The sequence below is a fragment of the Seonamhaeicola sp. genome (assembly GCF_028281565.1).
Taxonomy (GTDB): domain Bacteria; phylum Bacteroidota; class Bacteroidia; order Flavobacteriales; family Flavobacteriaceae; genus Seonamhaeicola.
In genome coordinates this window covers 135,655-160,259 of record NZ_JANQJQ010000015.1, presented here as the reverse complement: position 1 = coordinate 160,259, position 24,605 = coordinate 135,655, and the positions used below count along the sequence as shown (strand labels likewise).

General features: G+C 36.3%; 18 protein-coding genes and 1 tRNA gene. 8 read left to right on the top strand and 11 right to left on the bottom strand.

What is annotated here, in order from left to right:
• Window positions 1–29: 29 nt before the first annotated feature.
• Both Q0983_RS07605 and Q0983_RS07600 read left to right on the top strand, forming a co-directional pair.
• Entirely contained in the window at window positions 30–1,160 is a 1,131-nt protein-coding gene (locus tag Q0983_RS07605; RefSeq protein WP_299550876.1) for a Fic family protein, read from the top strand.
• 13 nt (window positions 1,161–1,173) lie between these two features.
• Window positions 1,174–2,442, top strand: a complete 1,269-nt coding sequence (locus Q0983_RS07600) for an MFS transporter (RefSeq protein ID WP_299550874.1) — start codon at window positions 1,174–1,176, stop codon at window positions 2,440–2,442.
• On the opposite strand, the gene Q0983_RS07595 is transcribed toward Q0983_RS07600, so the two are convergent.
• The 5 genes from Q0983_RS07595 to Q0983_RS07575 all read right to left on the bottom strand — a co-directional run bounded on the left by Q0983_RS07595 (window position 2,439) and on the right by Q0983_RS07575 (window position 5,971).
• Window positions 2,439–3,191: a UDP-2,3-diacylglucosamine diphosphatase gene (locus Q0983_RS07595; protein WP_299550872.1), complete on the bottom strand. Its 753-nt coding sequence runs from the start codon at window positions 3,189–3,191 to the stop codon at window positions 2,439–2,441. The genes Q0983_RS07600 and Q0983_RS07595 overlap by 4 nt on opposite strands.
• A 183-nt stretch (window positions 3,192–3,374) precedes the next feature.
• Window positions 3,375–3,830 carry a 6-carboxytetrahydropterin synthase gene (locus Q0983_RS07590; protein WP_299550870.1) on the bottom strand — a complete coding sequence of 152 codons (456 nt, stop codon included), beginning with the start codon at window positions 3,828–3,830 and terminating at the stop codon, window positions 3,375–3,377.
• A gap of 107 nt (window positions 3,831–3,937) precedes the next feature.
• Window positions 3,938–4,114, bottom strand: a complete 177-nt coding sequence (locus Q0983_RS07585) for a hypothetical protein (RefSeq protein ID WP_299550868.1) — start codon at window positions 4,112–4,114, stop codon at window positions 3,938–3,940.
• A gap of 31 nt (window positions 4,115–4,145) precedes the next feature.
• A complete protein-coding gene (locus Q0983_RS07580) occupies window positions 4,146–5,474 on the bottom strand; it encodes an MATE family efflux transporter (RefSeq protein WP_299550866.1) in 1,329 nt (442 codons plus the stop codon).
• Entirely contained in the window at window positions 5,471–5,971 is a 501-nt protein-coding gene (locus Q0983_RS07575; protein ID WP_299550864.1) for a GNAT family N-acetyltransferase, read from the bottom strand. Before Q0983_RS07575 ends, Q0983_RS07580 begins: the two co-directional genes overlap by 4 nt.
• A gap of 59 nt (window positions 5,972–6,030) precedes the next feature.
• On the opposite strand from Q0983_RS07575, the gene Q0983_RS07570 reads away from it, so the two are divergent.
• Window positions 6,031–6,825 (top strand): universal stress protein, encoded by a 795-nt coding sequence (locus Q0983_RS07570; RefSeq protein ID WP_299550862.1) that lies wholly within the window; start codon window positions 6,031–6,033, stop codon window positions 6,823–6,825.
• A 57-nt stretch (window positions 6,826–6,882) separates the two neighbouring features.
• Here the strand turns inward: Q0983_RS07570 and Q0983_RS07565 are convergent, their stop codons facing one another.
• Genes Q0983_RS07565 through Q0983_RS07555 form a run of 3 tightly spaced genes read right to left on the bottom strand, consistent with a single transcriptional unit; the run spans window position 6,883 to window position 9,730 of the window.
• Window positions 6,883–7,512 carry an intradiol ring-cleavage dioxygenase gene (locus Q0983_RS07565; RefSeq protein WP_299550860.1) on the bottom strand — a complete coding sequence of 210 codons (630 nt, stop codon included), beginning with the start codon at window positions 7,510–7,512 and terminating at the stop codon, window positions 6,883–6,885.
• A gap of 9 nt (window positions 7,513–7,521) precedes the next feature.
• Window positions 7,522–7,800, bottom strand: coding sequence for a hypothetical protein (locus tag Q0983_RS07560; protein ID WP_299550858.1), 279 nt, complete (start codon window positions 7,798–7,800; stop codon window positions 7,522–7,524).
• A 58-nt stretch (window positions 7,801–7,858) separates the two neighbouring features.
• Window positions 7,859–9,730 (bottom strand): sulfatase-like hydrolase/transferase, encoded by a 1,872-nt coding sequence (locus Q0983_RS07555; protein WP_299550856.1) that lies wholly within the window; start codon window positions 9,728–9,730, stop codon window positions 7,859–7,861.
• A gap of 127 nt (window positions 9,731–9,857) precedes the next feature.
• Between Q0983_RS07555 and Q0983_RS07550 the strand changes: the two genes are divergently transcribed.
• Window positions 9,858–9,931, top strand: a tRNA-Ala gene (locus tag Q0983_RS07550).
• 111 nt (window positions 9,932–10,042) lie between these two features.
• Here Q0983_RS07550 and Q0983_RS07545 read toward each other — a convergent pair.
• The 3 genes from Q0983_RS07545 to Q0983_RS07535 are packed head-to-tail and all read right to left on the bottom strand — an operon-like array spanning window position 10,043 to window position 11,386.
• Complete coding sequence (locus tag Q0983_RS07545; protein WP_299550854.1) at window positions 10,043–10,495, bottom strand: hypothetical protein; 453 nt, start codon at window positions 10,493–10,495, stop codon at window positions 10,043–10,045.
• A complete protein-coding gene (locus Q0983_RS07540; protein WP_299550852.1) occupies window positions 10,485–10,907 on the bottom strand; it encodes a helix-turn-helix transcriptional regulator in 423 nt (140 codons plus the stop codon). Before Q0983_RS07540 ends, Q0983_RS07545 begins: the two co-directional genes overlap by 11 nt.
• A 20-nt stretch (window positions 10,908–10,927) precedes the next feature.
• Complete coding sequence (locus Q0983_RS07535) at window positions 10,928–11,386, bottom strand: hypothetical protein (protein ID WP_299550850.1); 459 nt, start codon at window positions 11,384–11,386, stop codon at window positions 10,928–10,930.
• 548 nt (window positions 11,387–11,934) lie between these two features.
• Between Q0983_RS07535 and Q0983_RS07530 the strand changes: the two genes are divergently transcribed.
• The 4 genes from Q0983_RS07530 to Q0983_RS07515 all read left to right on the top strand — a co-directional run bounded on the left by Q0983_RS07530 (window position 11,935) and on the right by Q0983_RS07515 (window position 24,597).
• Complete coding sequence (locus Q0983_RS07530) at window positions 11,935–16,107, top strand: hybrid sensor histidine kinase/response regulator transcription factor (protein ID WP_299550848.1); 4,173 nt, start codon at window positions 11,935–11,937, stop codon at window positions 16,105–16,107.
• Between the two features lie 328 nt (window positions 16,108–16,435).
• The gene (locus Q0983_RS07525) at window positions 16,436–19,462 is read left to right on the top strand and encodes a TonB-dependent receptor (RefSeq protein WP_299550846.1); all 3,027 of its coding nucleotides are present in this window, start codon (window positions 16,436–16,438) and stop codon (window positions 19,460–19,462) included.
• 18 nt (window positions 19,463–19,480) lie between these two features.
• Window positions 19,481–21,022, top strand: a complete 1,542-nt coding sequence (locus Q0983_RS07520; RefSeq protein WP_299550844.1) for a RagB/SusD family nutrient uptake outer membrane protein — start codon at window positions 19,481–19,483, stop codon at window positions 21,020–21,022.
• A gap of 287 nt (window positions 21,023–21,309) precedes the next feature.
• A complete protein-coding gene (locus Q0983_RS07515) occupies window positions 21,310–24,597 on the top strand; it encodes a VCBS repeat-containing protein (protein WP_299550842.1) in 3,288 nt (1,095 codons plus the stop codon).
• Window positions 24,598–24,605: the final 8 nt, after the last annotated feature.

The following is a 24,605-nucleotide window of genomic DNA, read 5'->3' as shown; positions in this document are numbered from 1 at the left end:
AATAAAAAACCACTGTTATTTAAAGTTTTATGGATAGCTTTCAAGCAGGAAAGTATATAAATCAAGGGTATTATAAAAGTTTTGAGCCTAATGTGATTAATAAGAATTGGCAAATTACTGATATGCGAATTCTTGCGTTGTTAAGCAAAGCGGATAGACATTTAGGTAGGTTAGATATGTATTCAGAGTATGTAAATCTAGATTTATTTGTCAGTATGCATATTGCGAAAGAAGCCATCCAGTCTTCGAAAATTGAAGGAACTCAGACTAATATGGAAGAAGCTTTTTTGAGTAAAGAAGATATAGCACAAGAAAAACGAGATGATTGGGAAGAGGTACAAAATTATATTTTGGCAATGAATGAAGCTGTTAAAATGTTACATACTTTACCTTTTTCATCTAGATTGATAAGACAAACACATAAGATTTTATTGCAAGGTGTTAGAGGAGAACATAAATTACCAGGGGAATACAGAAAGAGCCAAAACTGGATTGGAGGAGCATCTATAAGTGATGCCGTATTCATTCCCCCAAGTCATAATTCGATAAATGATTTGATGTCTGATATTGAAAAGTTTGCCAATGATGATTTAAATCAATTACCTGATTTACTTAAAATAGCTATAATTCACTATCAATTTGAAACAATTCACCCGTTTTTGGATGGAAATGGTAGAGTGGGCAGATTACTTATAACACTATATCTTGTTGGTAAAGGTATTTTAAAACAACCCATTTTGTATTTGTCGGACTTTTTTGAAAAAAACAGGATGCTTTATTATGATAATTTAATGAGGGTAAGAACTCATAATGATTTATCACAATGGTTAAAATTCTTTTTGACCGGTATTATTGAAACATCTCAAAAAGGAGTGAAAACGTTTGATGGTATTTTACATCTTCAAAGGACTATTGAAGCCAAAATAAAGGCATTAAAAGGACGAAGTATAGATGCTAAATTACTTATAGATTATTTGTATACAAGACCAATACTTAGTGCAGCTACTGCTACCAACGTTCTTGAAAAATCACCTGCATCTGTGTATAAACTTCTAAGAGATTTAGAATCTTTAGGTATAATTGAAGAAATAACAGGAGCCGAGCGCGGAAGACTTTATATGTTTGGCGATTATCTGAACTTATTTTCCAACCGGAGCTAAATTGACAAATAATATGTCTAAAAATGACCCTTATGCAGCACTTAGAATAAAGGAATTTAACGTTTTTTTACTATTGCGCTTTTTGTTGGTTTTTGGCTGGTCCATGCAATTTATTGTTATTGAGTGGGAGGTTTATAGTATAACGAAAGACCCCTGGAATTTGGCTTTAATAGGGGCTTGTGAATTTATTCCGGCATTTTTTGTTGCACCATTTGCCGGTCATATTGTAGATCAAAGAGAAAAGCGCAATCTCTTTGCATTATGTATAGCTGCGTTTTCACTTATAAGCCTTGGGTTGTTTTTGTTAACTTCCGAACGGATCATAGCGGATTGGTCTACCGATACTATTTTATTTGGCATTTACGCCTTAGTATTCTTTGGTGGGTTTTTAAGGGCATTTTTTGGCCCCACTATTTTTTCATTGGTGGCGTTAATCGTACCAAAAAGGATATATCCCAATGCCGCTACCTGGAGTAGCAGTACCTGGAAAGCAGCGGCAGTTTTAGGAGCCCTTTTCGGCGGGTTTTCAATACATTGGATGGGTGTAGCCAAAACACTGTGCCTGGTGTTTGTACTGGTCATGTTGTCTTTGTTTATTGCATTTCAAATAAAAAAGAAGCCTATACTAAATCCCAAGATCGGGGAATCGGTTAAAGACAGTTTAATAGCCGGCGTGCGATTTGTATTTAACAGCAAGCCTATTTTAGGCGCTTTAACATTGGATATGATAGCTGTATTATTTGGAGGCACTGTAGCATTGCTTCCCATCTTTGCCCAGGATATCCTGAATGTGGGGTCTAAAGGTTTTGGCATACTGAATGCTTCTATTTCCTTAGGGAGTATCATATCCATGTTTTTAACTACCTATTTACCGGTAAACAGAAATACGGGGGTAAAATTACTGGGAGCTGTTTTTATTTTTGGGCTCTGTATTATTGCCTTTGGCTTGTCGTCTATATTTTGGGTAAGTGTTTTAGCCTTGTTCTTAAGTGGTGCTGCCGATGGTGTTTCCATGGTGATCCGCCAGACCATTTTACAATTAAAGACGCCGGATGACATGCGCGGGCGTGTATCATCAGTAAACTCTATGTTTGTGGGATCTTCAAACGAATTAGGGGCTTTTGAAAGCGGGGTGGCAGCCAAATTATTAGGCCCGATAACTGCGGTGGTTTTTGGAGGTGTTATGACCTTGCTTACTGTGGTTACTATTGGGATAAAAAACCCGGTTCTCAGAACTTTAGATTTATCCGAAGATATTGAGGCGCATGAGCTAGAAGGCTAGTACGCCTTTAGTTCCATAGTATCCCCATCAAAAACACCGTAGGTATAGTAGCTGATCCAGTCACCCAGATTGATGTATTTTGAGGTCTCGTTGAGGTCTATATTTAAGGGTAAATGCCGATGGCCAAACACAAAATAATCACAGTGTTTTTGCTCCAGTTTGCGTTTACAATATTGCACCAGCCATTCGTTGTCTTCACCAAGAAACTTGGCATCCTCATCTCCGGAAATAAGCTTATTTTTTACGGATAGGTATTGGGCCAGTTTAACTCCTAAATCCGGGTGTAACCAGCGGAACAGCCATTTGCAAAACGGATTGGTAAAGACCTTTTTCATACGTTTATACCCTTTGTCTCCCGGGCCTAATCCGTCACCATGACCAATAAAGAACGTTTTATCATTGAAGGTGAATTCTTTGGGTGTATGATATACCGGAATGTTAAGTTCTTCTTCAAAATAGCCGTTCATCCACAAGTCGTGGTTACCGACAAAATAATGGATTGGAATTCCGGAATCTGATAGTTCGGCCAGTTTGCCTAGGGTTCTGGTAAACCCTTTTGGAACTACCCGCTTATAATCCATCCAAAAGTCGAATAGATCGCCTAAAAGGAAAATAACGGCAGCGTCTTCTTTGACTTCGTCTAACCAGGCCACAAACTTTTTTTCACGTGGTAGGGATGCTTCCCTGGTTGGTGCTCCCAAATGATTATCGGAAGCGAAGTATATTTTCTTTCCTTTTGGAATTTGCATGTGTAAATATAGGTTTTTTAGCTAGAAGACCGAAGACCAAAGACGGAAGTAACTTTCTGTTAACTAATAACTGTGACTGCCAACTTAATTGCGTTAGGGATTGAGGTTTTGTTGGAGCTCTCCCGATATAAAATCGGGAAGCGACTACCGAAAGCCCGACCACGTCTTTAGCGTGGTAACGCCCTAATTATTATCGTAAGCAAACCACTCTGCAAAGCTGGTAGCGGTTTCTTGCAGTTTCAATGAGTGCAACCTGATATTTTTAGGTAAACGCGGTTTGATCTTTTTAGCAAAATCAATTACCATCATTTCACTGGTTGGTTGATAATCCACCAACAGAACGTTATGACCATGCGCTTCCAACTTTTTTGCCAATTCTACATGTGGCGTGTTTTTATTAAATACCGTAGCGTGGTCAAACACATCAACAATTTCTTCTTCTACGATCTTTTTTAAGTCGGTAAAGTCAATGACCATACCATATTTCACGTTCGATTTGTCTGAAATAGGACGCCCGATAACCGTAACGTCCAGGCGATAACTGTGACCGTGAACATTTTTACATTTTCCGTCGTACCCGTAAAGGGCGTGACCGGTTTCAAAAGCAAATTGTTTAGTAATACGAATGTTGTGTCCCATTATCTGCGTTTTCCTCAGTTTCTATTTATAATATACACTACTATTAAAACGATAGCAAGTAACAAAAATAAGCCGTTGCCTGTTAAAAAGCCTAATATATCCATAAGTTATTCTTTGTCTAATCTTTTTTTGTTGTATCTGTAAAGGGCATAAGCCAGTATAACCAAAATAACGAAAGGCAGCATGGACCCAATAAACACCCCAATTTCATAACCTTTATCGGGCGCGTTTTTTATTTTTTCTTCAATATCGACCTGCTGTAGAAGCGTAGTTAATAATAGCATGGTTTAGTATTGTAACCCTAATGCGACAAAGTTAAGGGTTTTTAGCCAGCGGAATGAATTGTTTTCTAAAATTAATTAGCAGCGGAAGGCTTCTGGCAACCATCCAAAACGTAAGGGCTATAAAAATACCGTTGAGTTTAAAATCGAAATGATCCAAAGCGTAAAGTATAGGTACAAAAACCACAAATGTTGAAAGTAATAGTACATTCCTAAGCAATTTCATTTTACCCAATCCTTTAAACACACCATCAAAAATAAAAGCGATAGAGCAAATAGGTTGCATGATGAGTACGATCCAGAAAACAGTATTGAACTCATTTAATACACCTGTTTCTTTGGTGAACAATAAGCCTATAGGATTATATAAAATGGCTCCTGACAGCCCTAAGATAACACCAACTAAAAGGCCTATTTTAATTAATTTTTGATTCAGTGACACCAGTAATTTATAATCTTTAGCACCAAATAATTTACCTGATAAGATGTTGCCCGCACTGGAATAGCCGTCAATAATGAATGCCCCTAAAAACCACAGGTTAATAGCAATGGTATAAGCTGCTATGTAGGTTTTTCCGTATCCGGTGGCAAATCGTGTAGCAAAATAAAGGGTGATGTTTAAAGCCAATGTTCTGACAAACAAATTAAGCACCATACCTGTAAAACGGTTAATTTCTTTATTAAAAGGAAAGCTTAACCTTAAAGGGATGGATGTTTTGGTCAGTAAAAAATATATGGAGAACAAGGCCATTAAAATCTGAGCAATGACACTGGCGTAGGCGGCACCTTTTATATGCATGGGTTCTATAAAGTCGTTAATACCATAAACCAAAATGAAATCCAGAACAATATTTGATAAGGCACCAATAATGGCAATTATCATGGGGTAATAGGTGTTTTGCAACCCTCTGAATGTACCGAATACTGCAATAGTGAACAGTGTAAACGGAAATCCAAAAACCCTGATTTGATAGTAGGTGACGCTGTAATCTAAAATTAAATCGGAGGCATTATAGAGTTTGAAAATGTCTTTTGCAAACGGAAAGGTGGTTACAATTATCAAGAGGCTTAGCGAAGTGACAATAAAAATGGCCTGAGCCGGTAGATTTTTTACGGCTTCTAAATTATTGGCCCCAACATATTGCGAAACAATAGAAGAAATGGCACTTCTGGTTTGCCCCAACACCCAAATAAGCATAGACATAAACGTACCTACAATACCAACGGCTGCTAAAGATTCAATAGCATTGATGGGAATATTACCAATGATGGCCGTATCTGTAATAGATAAAATGGGCTCTGAGATACCGGAAATCAAGGCCGGAATTGCTAGGGTATTTATTTGCTTTAGGCTAATGTTCACAATACAAGTTCGTAACAGTAAAACGGAAAGGCACTTTGTTTTGGAAAATAAATGTCCTCTAAGCGCCGGTAACCGCGTGCTTCATAAAATTTAAGATTTCTTTTGTTCTGAGAAAAGGTGTCTAATCTTATGGAGTCAAAACTATGTTTTTTGGCGTGATCTTCGGCATAATCCATTAATTTTTGAGCAAATCCGTTGCCCTGATACTTAGGGTGAACCGCCAACCTGTGAATGTATATGTTGTTGGCATTTGAAGTTAACCACTTTACCGGATGGTAAATAGCATCCATAAAGGTAGAAATGGTAATGCAGCCAACTATAGCATTGTCATTTTCAAAAACATATAATTCATTGCGTTCAAGATCATTTACAAATGCTTTTTTATTGGGGTAATGCTCATTCCATTGATAAATGTTTTGTGCCACCATATTTGATGCGCAAGCCTTTGTTATGGACAGACAGTTATTAATGTCAGATGCTTTAGCTAACCGAATCATATAAATGTGTAATTTTGCATAAATATCGCTAAAAATTTAGTAGTCAAACTATAATTAATATGAAGAATATCCTGGTTCCTGTCGGATCGTCAAAAAATGCGCAAAGTCATTTGCAGTATGCAGTTGATTTTGCCAAAGCTTTTAATGCCCAATTATTTATTGTTCAGGTGTATAATGTGTACACCAAAGCGGGAACTATGATGAATGTTGATAAGATCATTGAACGTGAAAGTTTGGAGTTTTTAAATGGCCTGGTATCTGAAATTGACACCAAAGGTGTTGATATTACCGTTAGAAGTTTAAAGGGGCACTTAATTGATACTTTGGAGTTGGCTTGTAAAGCGGCCGATATTGACCTGATTTTAGTAGAACCCAGAACCACTTCAATTAAAGACACCGTGTATTTAGGGAAAACCTCCGGTAGAATTATTAAGCAAACTGAAATCCCTGCGCTTATAGTGCCTGAGGGTTACACGTTTAAACCGGCAGTTAATATTTTAATGGCTATTAAGTCGGCTATAATTAAAAAAGAAGGTGTTTTAAACCCGTTGAAAGCGGTTAAGGATAAATTTGGTGCTACCGTAAATCTGCTTTTAGTAAAAACACCTTATCATAAGGAAGGCGATTTTGAGGTTAAAGACGAATTGCAAACGTTAATTTCAAATACTACCACATCTGAGAACGCTACAACATTTCAAGGGGTGCTGGAGCATTTCCAGTCACATCAACCGGATATGTTATGTGTGGTGAGGCGTAAGCGCGGGTTCTTTGCTAAAAAATGGGAAAAGAACACCATTCTTAAAAAAGATTTTCATAGCTCCATTCCTGTGTTGGTATTGCGTGGGATGAAGTAGACGTAAGTTTTTCCACAATTCTATAAAACAGTTTTTCAAGCTTGGTCATTGATACCTCTATTCGTAGTTTGGGATGTTTAATCCTAAAACAATGTCTCTTTTAGCGGTGAGAATACCATCGTTTAATGCAGGTTTTACGATTCCCGAACCACCGCGATTTTTTAACTTATGTCTTTCTTTTGAGGTTAATATCGGGTCATCATCAAAAGCAAATACATCAATGTAGTATTCGTTCTTGCTTGGTTCTTTTACAGTTACATGTATGTGTTCCGGTATGGTGCCGTTGGGATAAGCAGCCGGCCTAAAAGTGTGAAAGGTGTATTGTCCTGTTTTGTCCGTTTTGATCCAACCGCGGATATAGCCGTGCCTTCTGGCCCAACCTTTTTCACCTCCTTTTTTCGGGTAAATTCCGTTTCTATCGGTATGATAAATATATAGAATCACATTTTTGGCAGGCGTTTTTCCGTCCTTTTCAAATACAGTTCCCGTAAGTCTTAATTTGGGTTTATTTTGATCAAAATCTGGTAGTGTATCAATTGATGTTAGTTTTTGGTTACCATATTCAAAAATAGCCTCACAACCTTCACAAGGTCCACCAACAGTTTTATTTGTGTTAGCCTTTTTGGTCTGTGACTGGCAAGAGGTAAGCGTTAGTAACAAGATGAAGATGTTAATTAATGTTCTCATGGCATTTACTTAGATAAATTTTACATAGTTCCTTTTTATGATATAGATAACATTGCTGTTATTAGATAGCATAAAGTTGCTTGCAGAAAACTCAGATTTAAGGATGATCCCGGGCTTGGTACCTTTGCGCCAACTCATAATGCAGGCATGGTGCTGCATGTTATCTATCGGGTCAATGTAAGGCCACATAACCGTATCACCAACTACTATCATGTTCCCTGTGGGGTGTGCCAGAAGTGTTAGCTGATGCAGTAAAGCAACTATTAAGAGGATGTATTTAACGTTCATAATGATCCTTAAACTACTTAAAGATAATAAGATATGAACGTTGATTTCTTTTTTTTAACTAATTCTTAGGAATCAGGTTTGATGGAATATTTAATTTGCCATCATGAGCACCTTTAGCAAAATTGCTGATGTTATAAACGTTTTCTTTAGACCAGTCACACTCAACCCTTCCATCACCTAAAACAATGTTTCCGAGTTTGTTTCTAAACCAATCTGCCAGCTTTTGGTATTGCTTATCAGCGGCTACATTTTTTCTTTCTAAAGGATCTTTTCGTAAATCGTATAAGGCCAATTCCGCCTTTTCTAAAGGACAGGTCAGGGCCCATTTTACATTGACATTAGGAACCAATTTCATATGGTTTTGGGGTCTGGCTCTCATTGAAAAAGCGAAATCTTCAGACCTTAAATAAGCTCTGTGCCCAACGATAACATTTGTTTCTCCTACTATATAATCGCGTTTCTCGGCTTTTCCGTTTATGATGTTATGTAAATTAATTCCGTCTATATAATCGTAGTCTTTATTATCAATAGAAATTCCTGCAGACTCCAAAATTGTTGCTGAAGCATCTACATATTCCACCAAATCAGTATTAACAATGGCCTCCGGAACTTCATTTTTATTTGAAGATACCACAATCATAGCACCGTGTGTAGATTGTTTCCATCCTGTAAACTTTGCTTCGATGCCTTGCTCTCCTAAATGCCAACCATGATCACCAACAACAAAAACAATTAAATATTCTTGATTGTTCTTCTCACAATATTTTTTGAAAGCATCTACAGACTCACCAATCAACGCATCACCATAAGCACAGAATGCGTAATAATCCTGAATAGCTTGCTGCTTTTCCTTAGGTGTCATATCAGTGAAGTTTAAGGTTTTATACATTTTTGCTAGTTGCGGGACAAATGTTGCTTTTTCAGCATCACTGAATGCAGGGATTTTATATTGCTTCTTTTTAAAAATATCTCTATAAGATTTTGGAGGTAATACAGGCGTATGGGGCAAGTGAAAACCTAAATAGGTCATTAAAGGCTTGTTGCTATTAACTCCTTTTTTCGTTTCGCCATAAGTATTGGTGAAAGTTGTGTTTTGATTTTCTAAAAACAGTTTAAACTCTTCTACGATTTTTCCATCAATAGTTTGTCCGGCCGGCATTGGGTTTTCGCCTCCAATGATTAAATCCTTATTTCCGGCACGGGTATAAGAACGTAGAATTTCGTATTTATCCTCCATTTTCTTTCTCAACTTGAGATCTTCCTGGCTTACCTCTGCCTGACCTTTCTTCGCTTTAAGCAAGTATTTTACAACCTTACCATCCGGAGTTTTTACTCTTTCTTCGGTTCCTATATTTTTCCACTTCGTACCTTCTGCATAGGCCGGTTGCCCCCAATAATCGCCTACATCGTTTTTTTGTAAATCGTGTTTAAAGCTGACTTTATAATCATAGTGTCCGGGATCTTTAAAGGTTTGTCCCGGACCCCAATCAAAAATATAGGCGCCTTCCTTACCAAAAGAAGTAGTGGTATATCCATTTTTTCTTAAAGTCTGCGGAATGGAAGGCCTTACAAAATCCGGTTCCTGATGGGTTTGCTCAAAAGCGTAGTGCCCATTTCTGAACGGATATCTGCCACTCAACATAGAACCTCTGGAAGGGCCACAAACAGGAGAATTGGTAAAGGCATTTACAAACATAACGCCTTCTTTAGCTAACTTATTTATATTAGGAGAAGAAACGTATCCTAAAGCACTTTCTTTTTTGCCCGTTGTAGCTTCATTGTAGCATTCTAAGGCGTCTGCTCTATGGTCATCTGTGATAATCCAAAGGATGTTTGGCTTCGACGAGCTTAGCCTATCAGGTTTATCTTGGGCATAAGCCATTAGGCTGACACTGAAATATAAAAGGAATAAAAGGGTTATTTTCTTCATAATGCACTATTAATTCCAAATTTGCAGGACAACTAAAGTACTATTTTTAGACTTACACATTCGTAATTAGAAAAGATTAGTTGCAATTGTATAGAAAATGTATACATTTGCATAGTTTTATCAACACGGGGCATTAGCTCAGTTGGCTAGAGCGTTTGGCTGGCAGCCAAAAGGTCATCGGTTCGACTCCGATATGCTCCACGTAAAAACCCCAACTATCTTATTGATAGTTGGGGTTTTGTTGTTTAAAATAGTATACGATTATTGTATTTGTTAATTAATTTATTCCATTTTTTTCAATCAGAGTGATGATTAATAATTGGAGGTTAACTTTGTATGATCAATTAAAGGTAAAATAAAATTATCAAGAATTGTCGCTTGGAATTTAGTAAATAAAATTCCTCTTGTAGTAGATATTGATATAGCATTAAAAGTGTCAACCATAGATTTAGGAAGAATTCCACCATCTTCATCTTCTAACTTTTCTAAGCCATCTACATAATAACTAAACATTACTTTTAAGTTTCCTATTTGTTTAGGGTTTTCACCATTTTTTTCAATGCGTACATTAATGGTAACTTTGACTTCAGATAATTCTTCCTCATAGTCACCACTAACTCCTAAGTTTCCAGATAGTTTTTCATGATTAAAATCGCTCTCATTTATTTGTTTAAGGTTAAACTCAAGAATTTCAATATTTGAGAGACCATATCTAACAGATTCGCTTAAAGGAGCTTTCCGATTTTTAGTTTTTTCAGCATTCATACCTTGATTTTACCGGAAGTTTATTTAGATTATTTTGAGTCATATAATTAGGAGAAACAGATATAGTTTCGTCTTCTTTACTAAATGAAATATTCAATTCGTATCTTGGTTTTACAAGTTTCTCTTCACAATTATTTATGAGATCTATCTTGATAACCCTTTGTATTTCGAATAAAGTATTGGCTGTAAAATTATGAGTGCCACTAAGCCATTTTGAGATTAAAGAAGGGCTTCTTCCAAGTTCTTTTGCTAAATCTAAATTTGTAAGACCTAACTTACTCATTTGTTTCTTAATTCTAGAGGCTAAAAGCATTCTATTCTTTACTAAATCATATTCAGTAGAATTGCTGTCGTCTTCTAAAATAGAATCAATTAAAGGGCTGTTGTAAGTTTTGTTTTTCTTTTTAGTCATCTTGTGTGGTCGTAATTATTTTAAATATTAATGTTAAACTCTAAATCTCCATCAAATTCTTCTGGATCCATTGAGTAATTAATTCGGATATCTTTATCCTTCATTTTTATCATTAATTCTTTAACAAATTCTCTTAAAAATAAATTTTCATAAGTAAGCTTTGGATCGTCCTGTAATGCTCTTATTGATTTTGGTTTGAAACCTCCGCCACCAACAACTACTAGTGCCATGCCAAATCGCACGCAATACAACCTTAAGTTACTTTTATCCGTATCGTAAAGAGCACAAACACCATCTCCTATGTTTCCTTCGTTTAGTTTAAAAAATTGTTCTCTTGCACCAGTATCATTTCCTATAACTTTTAGCCTAGTAACAATATCTTTAACTTCCTTAAAGTACTTAGTTTTGTTTTCATTTAAAAAATTTTCAAAGAGCGTGGTCTGATCTTCTTCAATAAAGAGGGAGTATATTGTAGCCATGTCACCACTAAGTTGATCTAATTTGACAAGACTACATTTCATTCATTGTAATTTTATGCAAATATAAGGCCAAATATACACTTATAGGTGAATTTTTTTTATTTATTTTGGATTTTTCTCACAAAAAACTGATTTAATATACCTTTAAATTTAATTTATTCTCTGCTTTTAACCAAATTAATTCTGCTTTTATAGGGTTAATTGAATTAAGTATATCGAGATAGCAAACTCAAAAAAGTTACTTTATAGAACGGTTAGATTTGTATGTGATTTGGTAGATGAAAATTCATAGATCAGAATGGTATTTTTTATAGGGTTTCAACAAATTTATTTAAAAGTGATCAAACTCTTTTAGGGTGCTATTTTTCGTTTATACCCCGGCTTTCCTTTCAGGACTTTAGTTGATGTACTTATTTTAGTATTTCGGATAATACTTTTTAGCGCGATGCATATAAAAAGAGTTTCTTATTTTGCAGTAAGATTTATTCTATGATTTTTTGTTTTTAGAAGCAATTATTAAAATTATAGCTGATATTAAGTGCAATTATATGAAAAGAGCATTTGTTTTTTTTTACAGCCTTTTTTTACTGTCTTTCGCTATATATGCTCAGGACCTGGCCAAAGCGTATCAATTTTTCAAGATAAAGGAGAATATCTCAAATATTGGAGTTTGTAATATTACACAAGATCAGTATGGGTTTATTTGGATAGGAACCAACGGAGCAGGCTTGAATAAATTTGACGGGATAGATTATACAACTTACAAGCATCAATTAAATGACCCAACATCATTAAGCAGTAGTTTAATTTTCTGCTCCTACCTGGATAATGAGAACAGATTGTGGTTTGGAACAGAAGAAGGGTTAAACCTGTACGATCGGAGGAATGATTGTTTTAAAAGAATTCCGTTAAAGGAATCAGGTACGGAAAAAAAGAATATTTCTATTAGAAGCCTGGCAGGTGATAAGAATGGTAACCTTTTTATTGGCACTTCTACCCAGGGCTTGTTTATACTAAACCTTAAAACGTTTAAAGTAGAAAAAGCCATAAGTCAGGAAAACAATTCTATTAACCCCATAGAAATCCATGCCCTGGTAACAGATGCCAACGGGACCATTTATGCCGGTACCAACTGGGGCCTTAAAGAATATGATGAAAAAACCAATACGCTAAAACTTTCTTTGATCAGGGCTACGGAAGGCGTGCATTTTATCAAGGAAGCCATACAATCTTTAGTTTTTGATGCGCATAAGAATTTATGGATAGGCTCGGTCAGCAAAGGGGTTTACAGATTGAAAATAAAAGAAGGTAGCATTGATCAGATTTATGAGTTTGATCATTATGAAATTACAGAAAACAGGGTGCTTACCATGGTTAGTTTGCCCGATAAAAGTTTATTGTGTGGCACAGAAAATGACGGGTTAATACACATGGATGCGAATGGAAAAGTAATAAAGCACTATTTGGCGGAACGATTAGAAGAAAAGAGCATTTTATCAAATTCCATCTGGAATTTATTTTTAGATAGAAATGAGCGCATATGGGTAGGCTATTATAATGCAGGGATTGATGTATATGATAAGTTATATGATAAATTCAATGAAATTGAAAGTTTGCACAATAACAATAACTCATTAGAGATAGGCTCTGTAACGGCTATTGTCAAGGACGATCTGGGAAACTTTTGGATCAGTATGGACGGCGGTGGTATTGATGTGGTCAACCCGAAACTTAACAGGTTTCGTCACATTAACGCCAATAACAATGATTTTATATCCGGACTTACAGATGATTATATAGAATCTTTATTTATAGATAGTAATAAAAATCTATGGGCCGGAACCTGGAATAAGGGGATTTATTTATTAAAAAAGGGCTCTAAGAAGTTTATTAATTTCAATATGGATAATACGGGAGGGGCTTTAAATTCTAATAATTTTCTGAGCATTGATGAAGATTCAAGTGGAACTATTTGGTTTACTTCCTGGGATAGCGGTTTACATTCATACAATCCTGAAACTAATAAGTTCATGCACCATACCTCAGCTCCCTTTTTAGAGTATCAAATTTCAAATTGTGATGCCAGAAAAGTATTGGTTGATAAAAATGACAATATATGGCTGGGAACGGTCACCCATGGTTTGTTTAAAATTAATAAGACAATTGATGGAACGTTTATTATTGAGCCACTGGCAGATAGAATGGCATCGGAATTTAATAATTATACAACCGCAAGTCATGTTTTATCTTTATATGAAAGCAATGAAGGCCCCCTATGGATTGGTACAAGAGGCGCAGGGTTGTGTAAGTTTGATTTAGATGCTGACACTTTTACATGGTATAATAGGTATAATGGTTTTACATCAGATAATGTCACGGGCATTGTAGAAGATGTAAATAATAATATTTGGGTGAGTTCTAACTCGGGAATTTCAAAATTAGACCCACAAACAAACACTATTAAACAATATACCAGCAAGGACGGATTATTATCAAATGACTATAACATTAACGCTACTTATAAGGATGAAAGCGGGCGTATCTATTTTGGTAATTACCTGGGTATAGATTACTTCAATCCGTTGAATATCACCACAAATAGAATTAGGCCTTCTTTATATCTCACTGGGTTTAAATTATTCAATAAAACAGTGGTGCCAAATCAAAATGATTCCCCATTACAAAGTGTTATAGGGGAAACCAACAGCATTACTTTAAATAATGCACAATCTGTTTTTACTATAGAGTATACAGGTGTGAACTATACGCGACCGGAAAAAAATCAATATGCCTATTATTTAGAAGGTCTGGAACAATCATGGAATTATGTAGGAGACCAAAGAAGTGCTACTTACACGAATTTGGCTCATGGCAAGTATACTTTTAAATTAAAATCCGCGAATAGTGATGGCGTATGGAATGAAACACCTTTGGAATTAGAAATAATTGTATTACCGCCCTGGTGGAAAACAAATGAGGCTTTATTTGGTTATGTATTGCTTTTACTTTTAGGGATTTATTATTTGAACAGGACCATGCAGATGCGATTGAATAAAAAACAGGAAAAAGCTTTAGAACAAAATATCAGACTACAGGAAAAAGCCTTAAATGAAAAGAAGTTTCAGTTTTTTACAAATATATCACATGAATTCAGAACGCCGCTTACGTTAATAATGAACCCCATTGATGATATTATTCGGGATGAAACATTAAACCTTCCTTTAAGGGTCAGAGAGAAACACAATATCATTTATAAAAATACCAGCAGGCTTTACAGATTGATAAACGAACTGTTAGACTTTAGAAAATTAGAGTTGAATAAGGTTACGGTTAGGGCAAAAGAAATAGACCTTGTTTCTTTTACAAAAGACATTATGAGTTACTTTAAGGAGGAAACTCTTAGTAAAGATGTGCATCTTAATATGGATGCAGATTTTGCCAGTATTCCAATTTGGGCAGATGAAAGGATGTTAGAAAAAATAATTTTCAATATTTTATCAAATGCGGTTAAAATAACACCTAACGGCGGGGCCATTAACGTAGATATAAAATCTACCGATGAACTGTTGATGCTTCCATTGGTCGATAGCAAAGACCCTGTTGAAGTGGTTCAAATATGTATATCCGATACGGGTTCGGGTATTGAAGAAGAAGAACTTAAAAAAATATTTGAACGTTTCTATCAGTCTAAAAGTTTGAATAAAGGCTACTATGGAGGAACCGGTATTGGCCTGGAAGTAGTACGTGAATTTGTTAACCTGCATAAAGGGAAGGTTGATGTAAGCAGTAAGGTAGGAGAAGGCACCACCTTTAAAATAATATTACCAATCGGGAATGCGCATTTTAAAGACGATGAAATCGTAACAGAGGAGGCTGAAATCCAAAAAGAGGCACATACTTTCACACCACAGCCTGTTACAGTATCCGATACAAATGAGAATGGACAAGAAGAAAACTTAACCAAACATACGCTGTTAATAGTTGAAGACAATGAAGAACTTTTAAGCTATTTAAGAAAAGAACTATCTAAAGATTACAAAATTAAAATTGCCAATAATGGTAAAAAAGGCTTACAGATGGCTAAAAAGGTAATGCCTGATGTTATCATAACGGATGTTATTATGCCGGAAATGGATGGTTTGGAGTTTTGTAAACAGATAAAGAGTGATATAGGTACCAGTCATATACCCGTGTTAATGCTTACGGCAAAAGCTAAGATTGATGATAGAATGGAAGGGATAGAAACCGGGGCAGATGCTTATATGGTCAAGCCTTTTAACATCCGTTTATTAAAATTACGGTTAGCTCAGTTAATAACAAGCAGGCAATTAATATTTAACAAATACTTTAGTGTTATAAGTGAAATTCCTGAAGATATAAAAACAACGCCTTTAGATAAAGAGTTCATTGAAAACGTATTGAATCATATTAATGACAATATAGGAGACCCTAATTTGAATGTAGAAGCCCTGGCCTCTCAGTTAAACTTAAGCCGAAGCCAATTCTACAGAAAAATTAAAGCCCTTACAAACCAAACGGCGAACGAATTTTTAAGAAATATCAGACTTCAAAAGGCAAGACAAATCTTGGAAATGGGAGAGACCAATATCAGTAAAGTGTGTTATGCCACAGGGTTTTCTTCGCACTCTTATTTTACCAAATGTTTTAAAAACTATTTTGGGGATTTACCAACTGAAGTAAAACCTAAAAGCAACAATTGAACAGTGCTTTTATATTCCTTTTAATGTATTTTCTTGGTGTTCAGTACATTATTAAAATTGTTGCATCCCTTGTATCAAATGTCGCATTTGTTTTAAGTCGCATTTGTTTGCTTCAAAAGTTGTAGCGCATGCTTTATGAATTGTATTACAACTTTAATATTTTTTTAACATTTGAAAACCGTGTTTAAAATGAGCAAACATAAAGGACTTGCAGAAATACTATTAATCGTATTCATTATAGGCTTATTGCTATTTCTTATTGTATATGTGTTTTAACATATGGTTTATTTAAAACGGAAAGACTTATTAATTCAAACTAACTAAATTTATGAAAGACAGATTACTTAAAAAGATGATGTTCCCCGTATTTTTATTATGGGGAAGTATCATTTATGCACAATCAGTATCAGGAACTGTTTCAGATAAGGCAGGTGTACCCATACCGGGTGCTAATGTATTAGTGAAAGGAACTACTACTGGAACAGTAACGGATTTTGATGGAAAATTCGAAATTAATGTTAACCAGGGAGATGTTTTAGTGTTCTCTTTTGTTGGTTATCAAACTCAGGAAATTAATTATACAGGGCAGAGCTCTGTTAATGTTTCTTTAGAGGAAGACGCAGCGCTACTTGATGAAGTAGTAGTTGTTGGTTATGGTACTAAGAAGAAAAGTCTGGTAACAGGTGCTATTTCCAGTATAGACAGTAAACGTATTGGAACGTCTTCTAATCAGAGAATTGAACAGGTTTTACAAGGTAGAACGTCCGGTGTAACCGTAACATCGTCATCCGGTTCTCCGGGTTCCGGAGCCCAAATTAGAATACGTGGTGCAGGTTCCAGTGGGGTGTCTGAGCCGCTTTACATTGTAGATGGTATGAAAACATCATCTATTGCTGATATCGCGCCTTCTGATATTGCTAACATTGAAATATTAAAAGATGCCGCATCGGCAGCCATTTATGGTACGGAAGGTGCCAACGGAGTTGTTATGGTTACAACTAAGAGTGGGCGTACAGGTGACTTAAGAGTATCTTTTAACACGCAATTGGGGACTCAGTTTGTTAACACAGGGATGGAGTTAATGAATGCGTCTCAATTCGTGGAGTACATGAATGAAGCCGGAATCGGCACAGTAACAGACAACGGTTATAATACTAACTGGATTGATGAAACTTTTACTTCAGCACCCATACAAAGATATGATGTGAACGTTTCCGGTGGTAGTGAAAAACTAACGTATTACGTTTCGGCTTCTCACTTAAATCAAGACGGTGTAGTAGGTAAAGAGAATTCAAATTTTAAGCGTTCTACCCTTCGTGCTAATTTAAAAAGTACAATTAATGACTTCATAGAAGTTGGAGGTAACGCTACCTATTCTTTTTCAGACAGAAACGGTATTCAGGAAAATAGTGATACCAGGGGTGTGATTCAAAATATGTTGATTATTGACCCGTTAACACCGGTAACCTATCCGGATGGCCAGGTACCGCAGGAAATAATAGACAGAGCTAATGATAACAACGTACCACTATTAACAACTAGCAATGGTAGTGTATACGGTTACCCAAGCTTCTCTACCGGTGAGGTAATCAACCCTGTGGCTTATGCTAATGATATTAATAGAACTAATTTTGATACAAAACAATTCCTGGCATCTGTTTACCTTAAACTTAATTTAGCTGAAGGCCTTACATTCACATCCAGATTTGGTTTTGATAAGGGCGAAACAGATACCAGAACCACAATCATACCTTACTTTGTATCATCTGAAGCAGCTAATACCGCTTATACAGGATCTCAAAGTGTTGTTGAGCGTAGACGATGGTTGTGGGAAAATTTCATGTCTTATGAAAAGACTTTTGGAGAACACAACCTTAAACTCCTTGCCGGTTATTCGGCCGAAGATCAAGATGTTGAAACTCCAATATCCCGAAGTGGCTCCGTGGCCATAGATGAATTTACCGGGTGGGATTTTGAATTACCCGGATTTAATGCCCAGGTAAACAATATAGATCCGTTCTTTGACAATATGGTATCCATTTACGGTAGGTTATCGTATGATTTTGCTAATAAATACCTGTTTGAAGCCTCTATAAGAGCTGATAGATCGGATAAATTCCCAACAGCAAATAAAACCGGGGTGTTTCCAGCGTTTTCTGGTGGTTGGGTACTATCGAATGAAGATTTTTGGAACGCAGACTCCAAAATTAATTATTTGAAGTTAAGAGCTAGTTGGGGTCAAAATGGTAGTAGATCTAACTTAAGCGGAAACTCTGACAAAACGTTTATTACTACTATAATAAACGGATTGAACATTGATTATTTGGGTAATACAGGTGCGCAAATCACCGGTTATTCTAATCCTAACTTAGTTTGGGAGACCTCTGAACAATTGGATATAGGGGTAGACTTAAGAGCGTTAAACAATAGGCTAACATTCTCTGCAGATTACTACAAGAAAACTACCAGAGATGCTATTGTTGCCAATGGAGGTTTAATTACACCAGGATCGGCAGGGTTCCTTTCAAATGAATTTAATGCAGGTACCATAGAAAACAAAGGTGTTGAATTTGAATTAGGTTACGGCGATACAACCAGTAGTGGTTTGAGTTATAACATAAGCGCCAATTTGTCTACGCTTAAAAATGAAGTAACTGAGATTTTATTTGTTCCGGAAGGTGCTTCTTTAGTCGGGGCTGGTGCACCTCAAAATGCTGATGGTGTAACGAGATTCTCCGAAGGATTCCCATCCTGGTATTTCTATGGTTTTGAAACCAATGGGATAGACCCTGCCACCGGAGAAATTATTAAAGTGGATACTAATGGTGACGGAAGTATTACAGATGCTGATAAAACACAAATAGGGTCTCCGCATCCAAGTGTTTTATATGGCGGAAACATCAATTTAGCGTATAAAGCATTTGATTTCAATCTGCAATTCCAGGGTTCTGCCGGTAATGATATTTTTGCTACATATCATCAACCTTCCAGGCCAATTACTAACAAACCGTTACACTTTTACACGAATCGCTGGCAACAAGCCGGAGATAATGCCAGTTTCCCGGGGGCTGGAAATGAAATAGATTCTTACGATACGGATTTGATGGTAGAAAATGGTTCTTATATGAGAATTAAACAAATTCAGTTCGGATACACATTCCCAAGTGAATTGATAAGTAAAGCGAAAATAAAAAATCTGAGAGTTTATGTATCTTTAGATGACTATTTCACTTTCACAAAGTATAATGGTTTAGACCCGGAAATTGGAAACTTCAATTTCAACTCATTAGGTGTAGACAGAGGTTTTTATCCAACGGCAGCTAGAGCGCTTTTCGGATTGTCGTTAGATTTTTAATACAAAAAAAGAATAATTATGAAAAAAGTAATATTAACATTTATAGCTATAGCCTTTTTAGGGACGTTCTCCTGTGATGATGAATTTACTACCAATCCGAGATTGAACGTAGAAGATCTGGATACTTATTTTCTTGAAGAAGCGAATGTAGAAACTGCCATCATTGGTATCTATGATCTCATGCAACACAATTATAGTAGAGATTGGCACAGTGCTTATTTTGTAAAACTGTTACCCGGGGATGATGCTAATGCTGCAGGCGGTAACTCCGGAGATCAGCAGCAATTACAGGATATTGATGATTATACTGATGTGTCTTCATCTAATGCTTCCATAGCAAGTATCTGGGATCTGTTCTATAGAACGATTGCCTTATCTAACTTGGTTATTGAAAATATTAAAGACAGTAGTTTAAGTAATAAAGACAGAGCGTTGGCCGAGGCTAAATTTATGAGAGCCTGGTGCTTTTTTGAGCTAACAACCATGTTTGGAGATATTCCTTTAAGATTAACAGTGCCGGAAGTGGCGGAAGATTTTGGGCTTGCAAAGTCTCCAAGATCTGCTGTCTATGCTCAGATAGAAAGTGATTTAACCGATGCTATTGCGTCTTTACCGGACAAGGCAGCCCTATCAGATAACTTTAGGGTATCAAAAGGAACTGCTGAAGCTTTAATGGGCAAAGTATTGGTTTTCCAGGAAAAATATTCTGAAGCCATTCCACATTTTCAAAGTGTCATTTCTAATGCTGCTCACGACCTGGAACCTAATCCGGCAGACGTATGGAGCATCAACAATGAATTTGGGATTGAATCATTATTTGAATTAGGATTTGTTTCAACTACAGCAAGAGATTGGGGTAATATTGCCTGGGGCGGAAGAAATGAAAGCAATCTTCATATTCAACTTATGGGCCCCAGAGGTGACGGTATTTTTGACCTAACAGGAACCGGGCTTTTAAATGGTTGGGGCTTTAACTTACCCACTGCAAAATTGGCTAGTGCATTTGATGCTGCCGGTGATGTTAACAGAAAAGCTGCTACCCTGATGACAGAAGCTGAATTAATAGCTGCCGGAGGTGCCGTTGACCCATCTGCTGCTACTGGCGGATCTATTTGGGATTATGAAGGTGCTATAAGAATTAAATATGCTACAAAAGCAGAAGACACCAGTCCCGGAGGCGTTAGAGAATTAAACTATAGTACGAACTTCAGACTGTTCCGTTATGCCGAAGTATTATTACTTGCTGCAGAGGCGTATAATCAGGCAGGACAGGACTCAAATGCCAGAACCGAGTTAAACAAAGTAAGAAATAGAGCTGGTTTGGCAGATGTAAGCGCTACCTTATCCGGTACTGACTTATTTGAAGCCATTGTTAGCGAAAAGTTTTTAGAATTAGCACATGAAGGCCAACGTTTTTGGGATTTAGTACGTTGGGGCAGAGCTTCTACCGAACTTTCAGGAACTGGCTATACTTCTACAAATGATTTGTTCCCTATTCCTATCACAGAAATAGATAAGAACTCTGAATTAACAGTAGCAGACCAGAACCCGGGATACTAAGTTTTGAGTAATTTTGTTTAGTTTTTTACTTGGAATAAAAAGCAGTGTGGTAAATCCCATACTGCTTTATTTTTTATATTACAACCCGTTGTGAATTTTGAATCAAAATGGTATTTTATGTCAGTTCGAGTGATTTTGAGGCATGAAAAATCGTATCGAGAACTCCCTAAAAAGCTAAAAATTCTTATTCTCGATACAAATTTTACTTATTTCAATCGTAAAATTCACTCGAATTGACAGAATTTAATCAAAACGCAAACGGAATATTACCATAATAAAATAATGTTATGCTTAGAGTTTTCTTCATTTTAGTTTTGTTATTAGTTGCCGGCTGTACATCTAAAAAGGATAACGGCCATAGCAACACGCTATTCAATAAAGTGCCTTCGAGCAAAACCAATATTCACTTTAGCAATAATTTACAGGAAACCGATTCTTTAAATTATTTCAAATACACGTCCATCTATATGGGTGGTGGCGTTGCTGTGGGCGACATCAATAATGATGGGTTAGAGGATATTTTCTTTACAGGCAACCAGGTAAAAAATAAACTATACTTAAATAAAGGTAACCTGCAATTTGAAGACATCTCTCAAAAGGCCAATATAACAGGGGATGACAGGTGGTATACAGGTGTTACCATGGCGGATGTAAATAACGACGGTTATTTAGACATTTACTGTTCTGTTGCAGGAAAAGATGGCGTTAAGAACAACCAGCTATTTATCAACAATAAAGATCTCTCATTTACTGAAAAAGCCAAACAATATAACATTGATGATACGGCTAATTCTGTTCAGGCCAGTTTTTTTGATTATGACAATGATGGTGATCTGGATCTGTATGTTGCCAATTATCCTATGGCACATCCGTCAACCTCAAACATGGTCTACAAAAACAGAATGGACAATGTTACAGACCAGGAGTCCGATAAACTATATAGAAATGACGGGGACACCTTTACTGACGTTACAGAAGCAGCCGGTGTAAAAAATTATAGTTTTTCATTAGGAGTCACGGCAGCGGATATCAATAATGACGGGTGGCAGGACCTATATGTCTCCAATGATTACAGTATTCCGGATTTCTTTTATATAAACAATCATGACGGTACCTTTAAAGAAGTTGTGAAAGAAGCCACTTCTCAGACGGCTTTTTACGGTATGGGCATTGATATTGCCGATATTAATAATGATGGTTTGCTGGATATTTTCCAGGTTGATATGGATTCTGATAACAACCGGCGTCAAAAGGCTAATATGGCAAGTATGAATCCCAGGCTTTTTTTTGAAACCGTTTTTTACGGATTTCATTACCAATACATGCAAAATAGTTTGCAGCTAAATTCAGGTTTATTGGAAAACGGGGTTCCAAAATTTTCTAACATATCAAGGCTGTCAGGGACTTCATCTACCGATTGGAGTTGGGGGCCTTTAATTGCGGATTTTGATAATGACGGGCTCAAAGACTTGTTTGTTACCAATGGTACCAGAAGAGAAGTTAACAACAAAGATTTCTTTAATAACATAGGGAACAAAGAATTCGATAAATACTCGCTTTTAGAAAAAACCAATATGATACCTTCTGAAAAGATAGACAATGTGATGTTCAGAAATTCAGGCAATTTAGGTTTTGAGCGTGTAAATAAAAATTGGGGGATTGAACATAAAGGCTTTTCAAACGGTGCGGTATATGCAGACTTAGACAATGATGGTGATTTAGAGATCATTATAAATAATATTGATGAAGAAGCTACGCTTTTTGAAAATAAGAGTGATCAAAACAACTATTTGCAAGTAAAATTTAGGGGTGATTCTAATAACAAATTTGGTTTGGGCAATCGTGTTTATTTGTACTCTCAAAATAATACACAGGTACAGGAATTAACCTTAACAAGGGGGTTTCAGTCATCCGTAGCACCCAAATTGCATTTCGGACTGGGCCAAAACACACAGATAGATAGCTTAAAGATTATATGGCATAACGGAAACACCCAGTTGTTAAAAAACATTGCAGTAAATCAGGAATTAATCATTCAATATTCAGAGGTTACGGGGGCAGAATTGGTTAAAACAGATCATTCGCAACAGGTCTTTGCAACGTCTCAAAATATATTTCCAAATCATAGGCATCAGGAAAACGATGTTAATGATTTTGATAAACAGGTTTTATTACCTCATAAAATGTCAACACTTGGGCCGGCTTTAGCTGTGGCAGACATTAATAATGATGGGTTAGATGATTATTTTATAGGAGGTTCTTTTGGGTTGCCGGCAAGCATGTATGTACAACATCCATCAGGGTTTAATGAACATCGTATTGAAGCCATAGAAAAAGATAAACTATCGGAAGACTTAGGTGCTTTATTCTTTGATGCCGATAATGACGGCGATCAGGATTTATACGTAGTAAGCGGTGGTTATGAGTATGCTGAACAGTCGGAAATGTTACAGGACAGGATATATTTAAATGATGGACAGGGACATTTCAAAAAAGCAAAAGATGCGTTGCCCAAATTTTATTCCAGTGGTTCTAAAGTTTTGGAATTAGACTATAATAAAGACGGTAAAAAAGACTTGCTTGTTTTAGGAAGGCAGATCCCCGGAAAATATCCGGCTCCTGCCTCCAGCTATTTATTAAAAAACAGGTCTGATGAGTCCGCTGTGAACTTTGAAAACGTAACAGAGCAAATAGCACCATTTTTTAAAGATTTAGGAATGGCTACAAGTGCTGTTATTACCGATTTTAATAAGGACTCCTGGCAAGATATTATCATAGTTGGCGAATGGATGCCTGTCAAGGTTTTTGAAAATAATAAAGGCACATTTAAGGATGTTTCAGAAGCCTATGGGTTAACCAATGATACCAGAGGTTGGTGGTGGAATATAAACCAGGGTGATTTTGATCAGGACGGTGATATGGATTACATTATCGGTAACAACGGGTTAAACTATAAATACAAAGCCACCGAGGACGAAACCTTTGATATTTACGCGAATGATTTTGATAAGAATAATCAGCAGGATATTGTTTTAAGTTATTATAACGAAGGAGAACAATACCCGCTAAGAGGACGGGAATGCTCCTCACAGCAAATACCGGGAATAAAGCAAAAATTTAAAAACTATCAGGGTTTCTCTGAAGCTACTTTAGTTGATGTTTACGGAAAAGAAAACCTGGAAAACGCATTACATTACCAGGTCAAATCTTTTGCCAGTATTTATTTGGAGAATGACAACGGCGCCTTCATTATTCATGAACTTCCAGTTGAAAGCCAATTTTCCAGCATCAATGGTATATTGGTAAATGATTATGATAAAGATGGCCATTTGGATGCTCTAATAGCCGGAAACCTATATAATTCTGAAGTGGAAACCCCAAGGAACGATGCCAGTTACGGACTGTTTTTAAAAGGAAATGGCCAGGGCCAATTTAATAGTGTGCCCGTTATGAAAAGCGGATTTTACGCTCCGGGCGATGTAAAAGATATGAAAGAGATCATAATTAATAATAAGAAATACATCATAGTTGCCAAAAACAATGATGACTTTCAATTCATTAAAGTTTTAAATTGAAAGCGTGT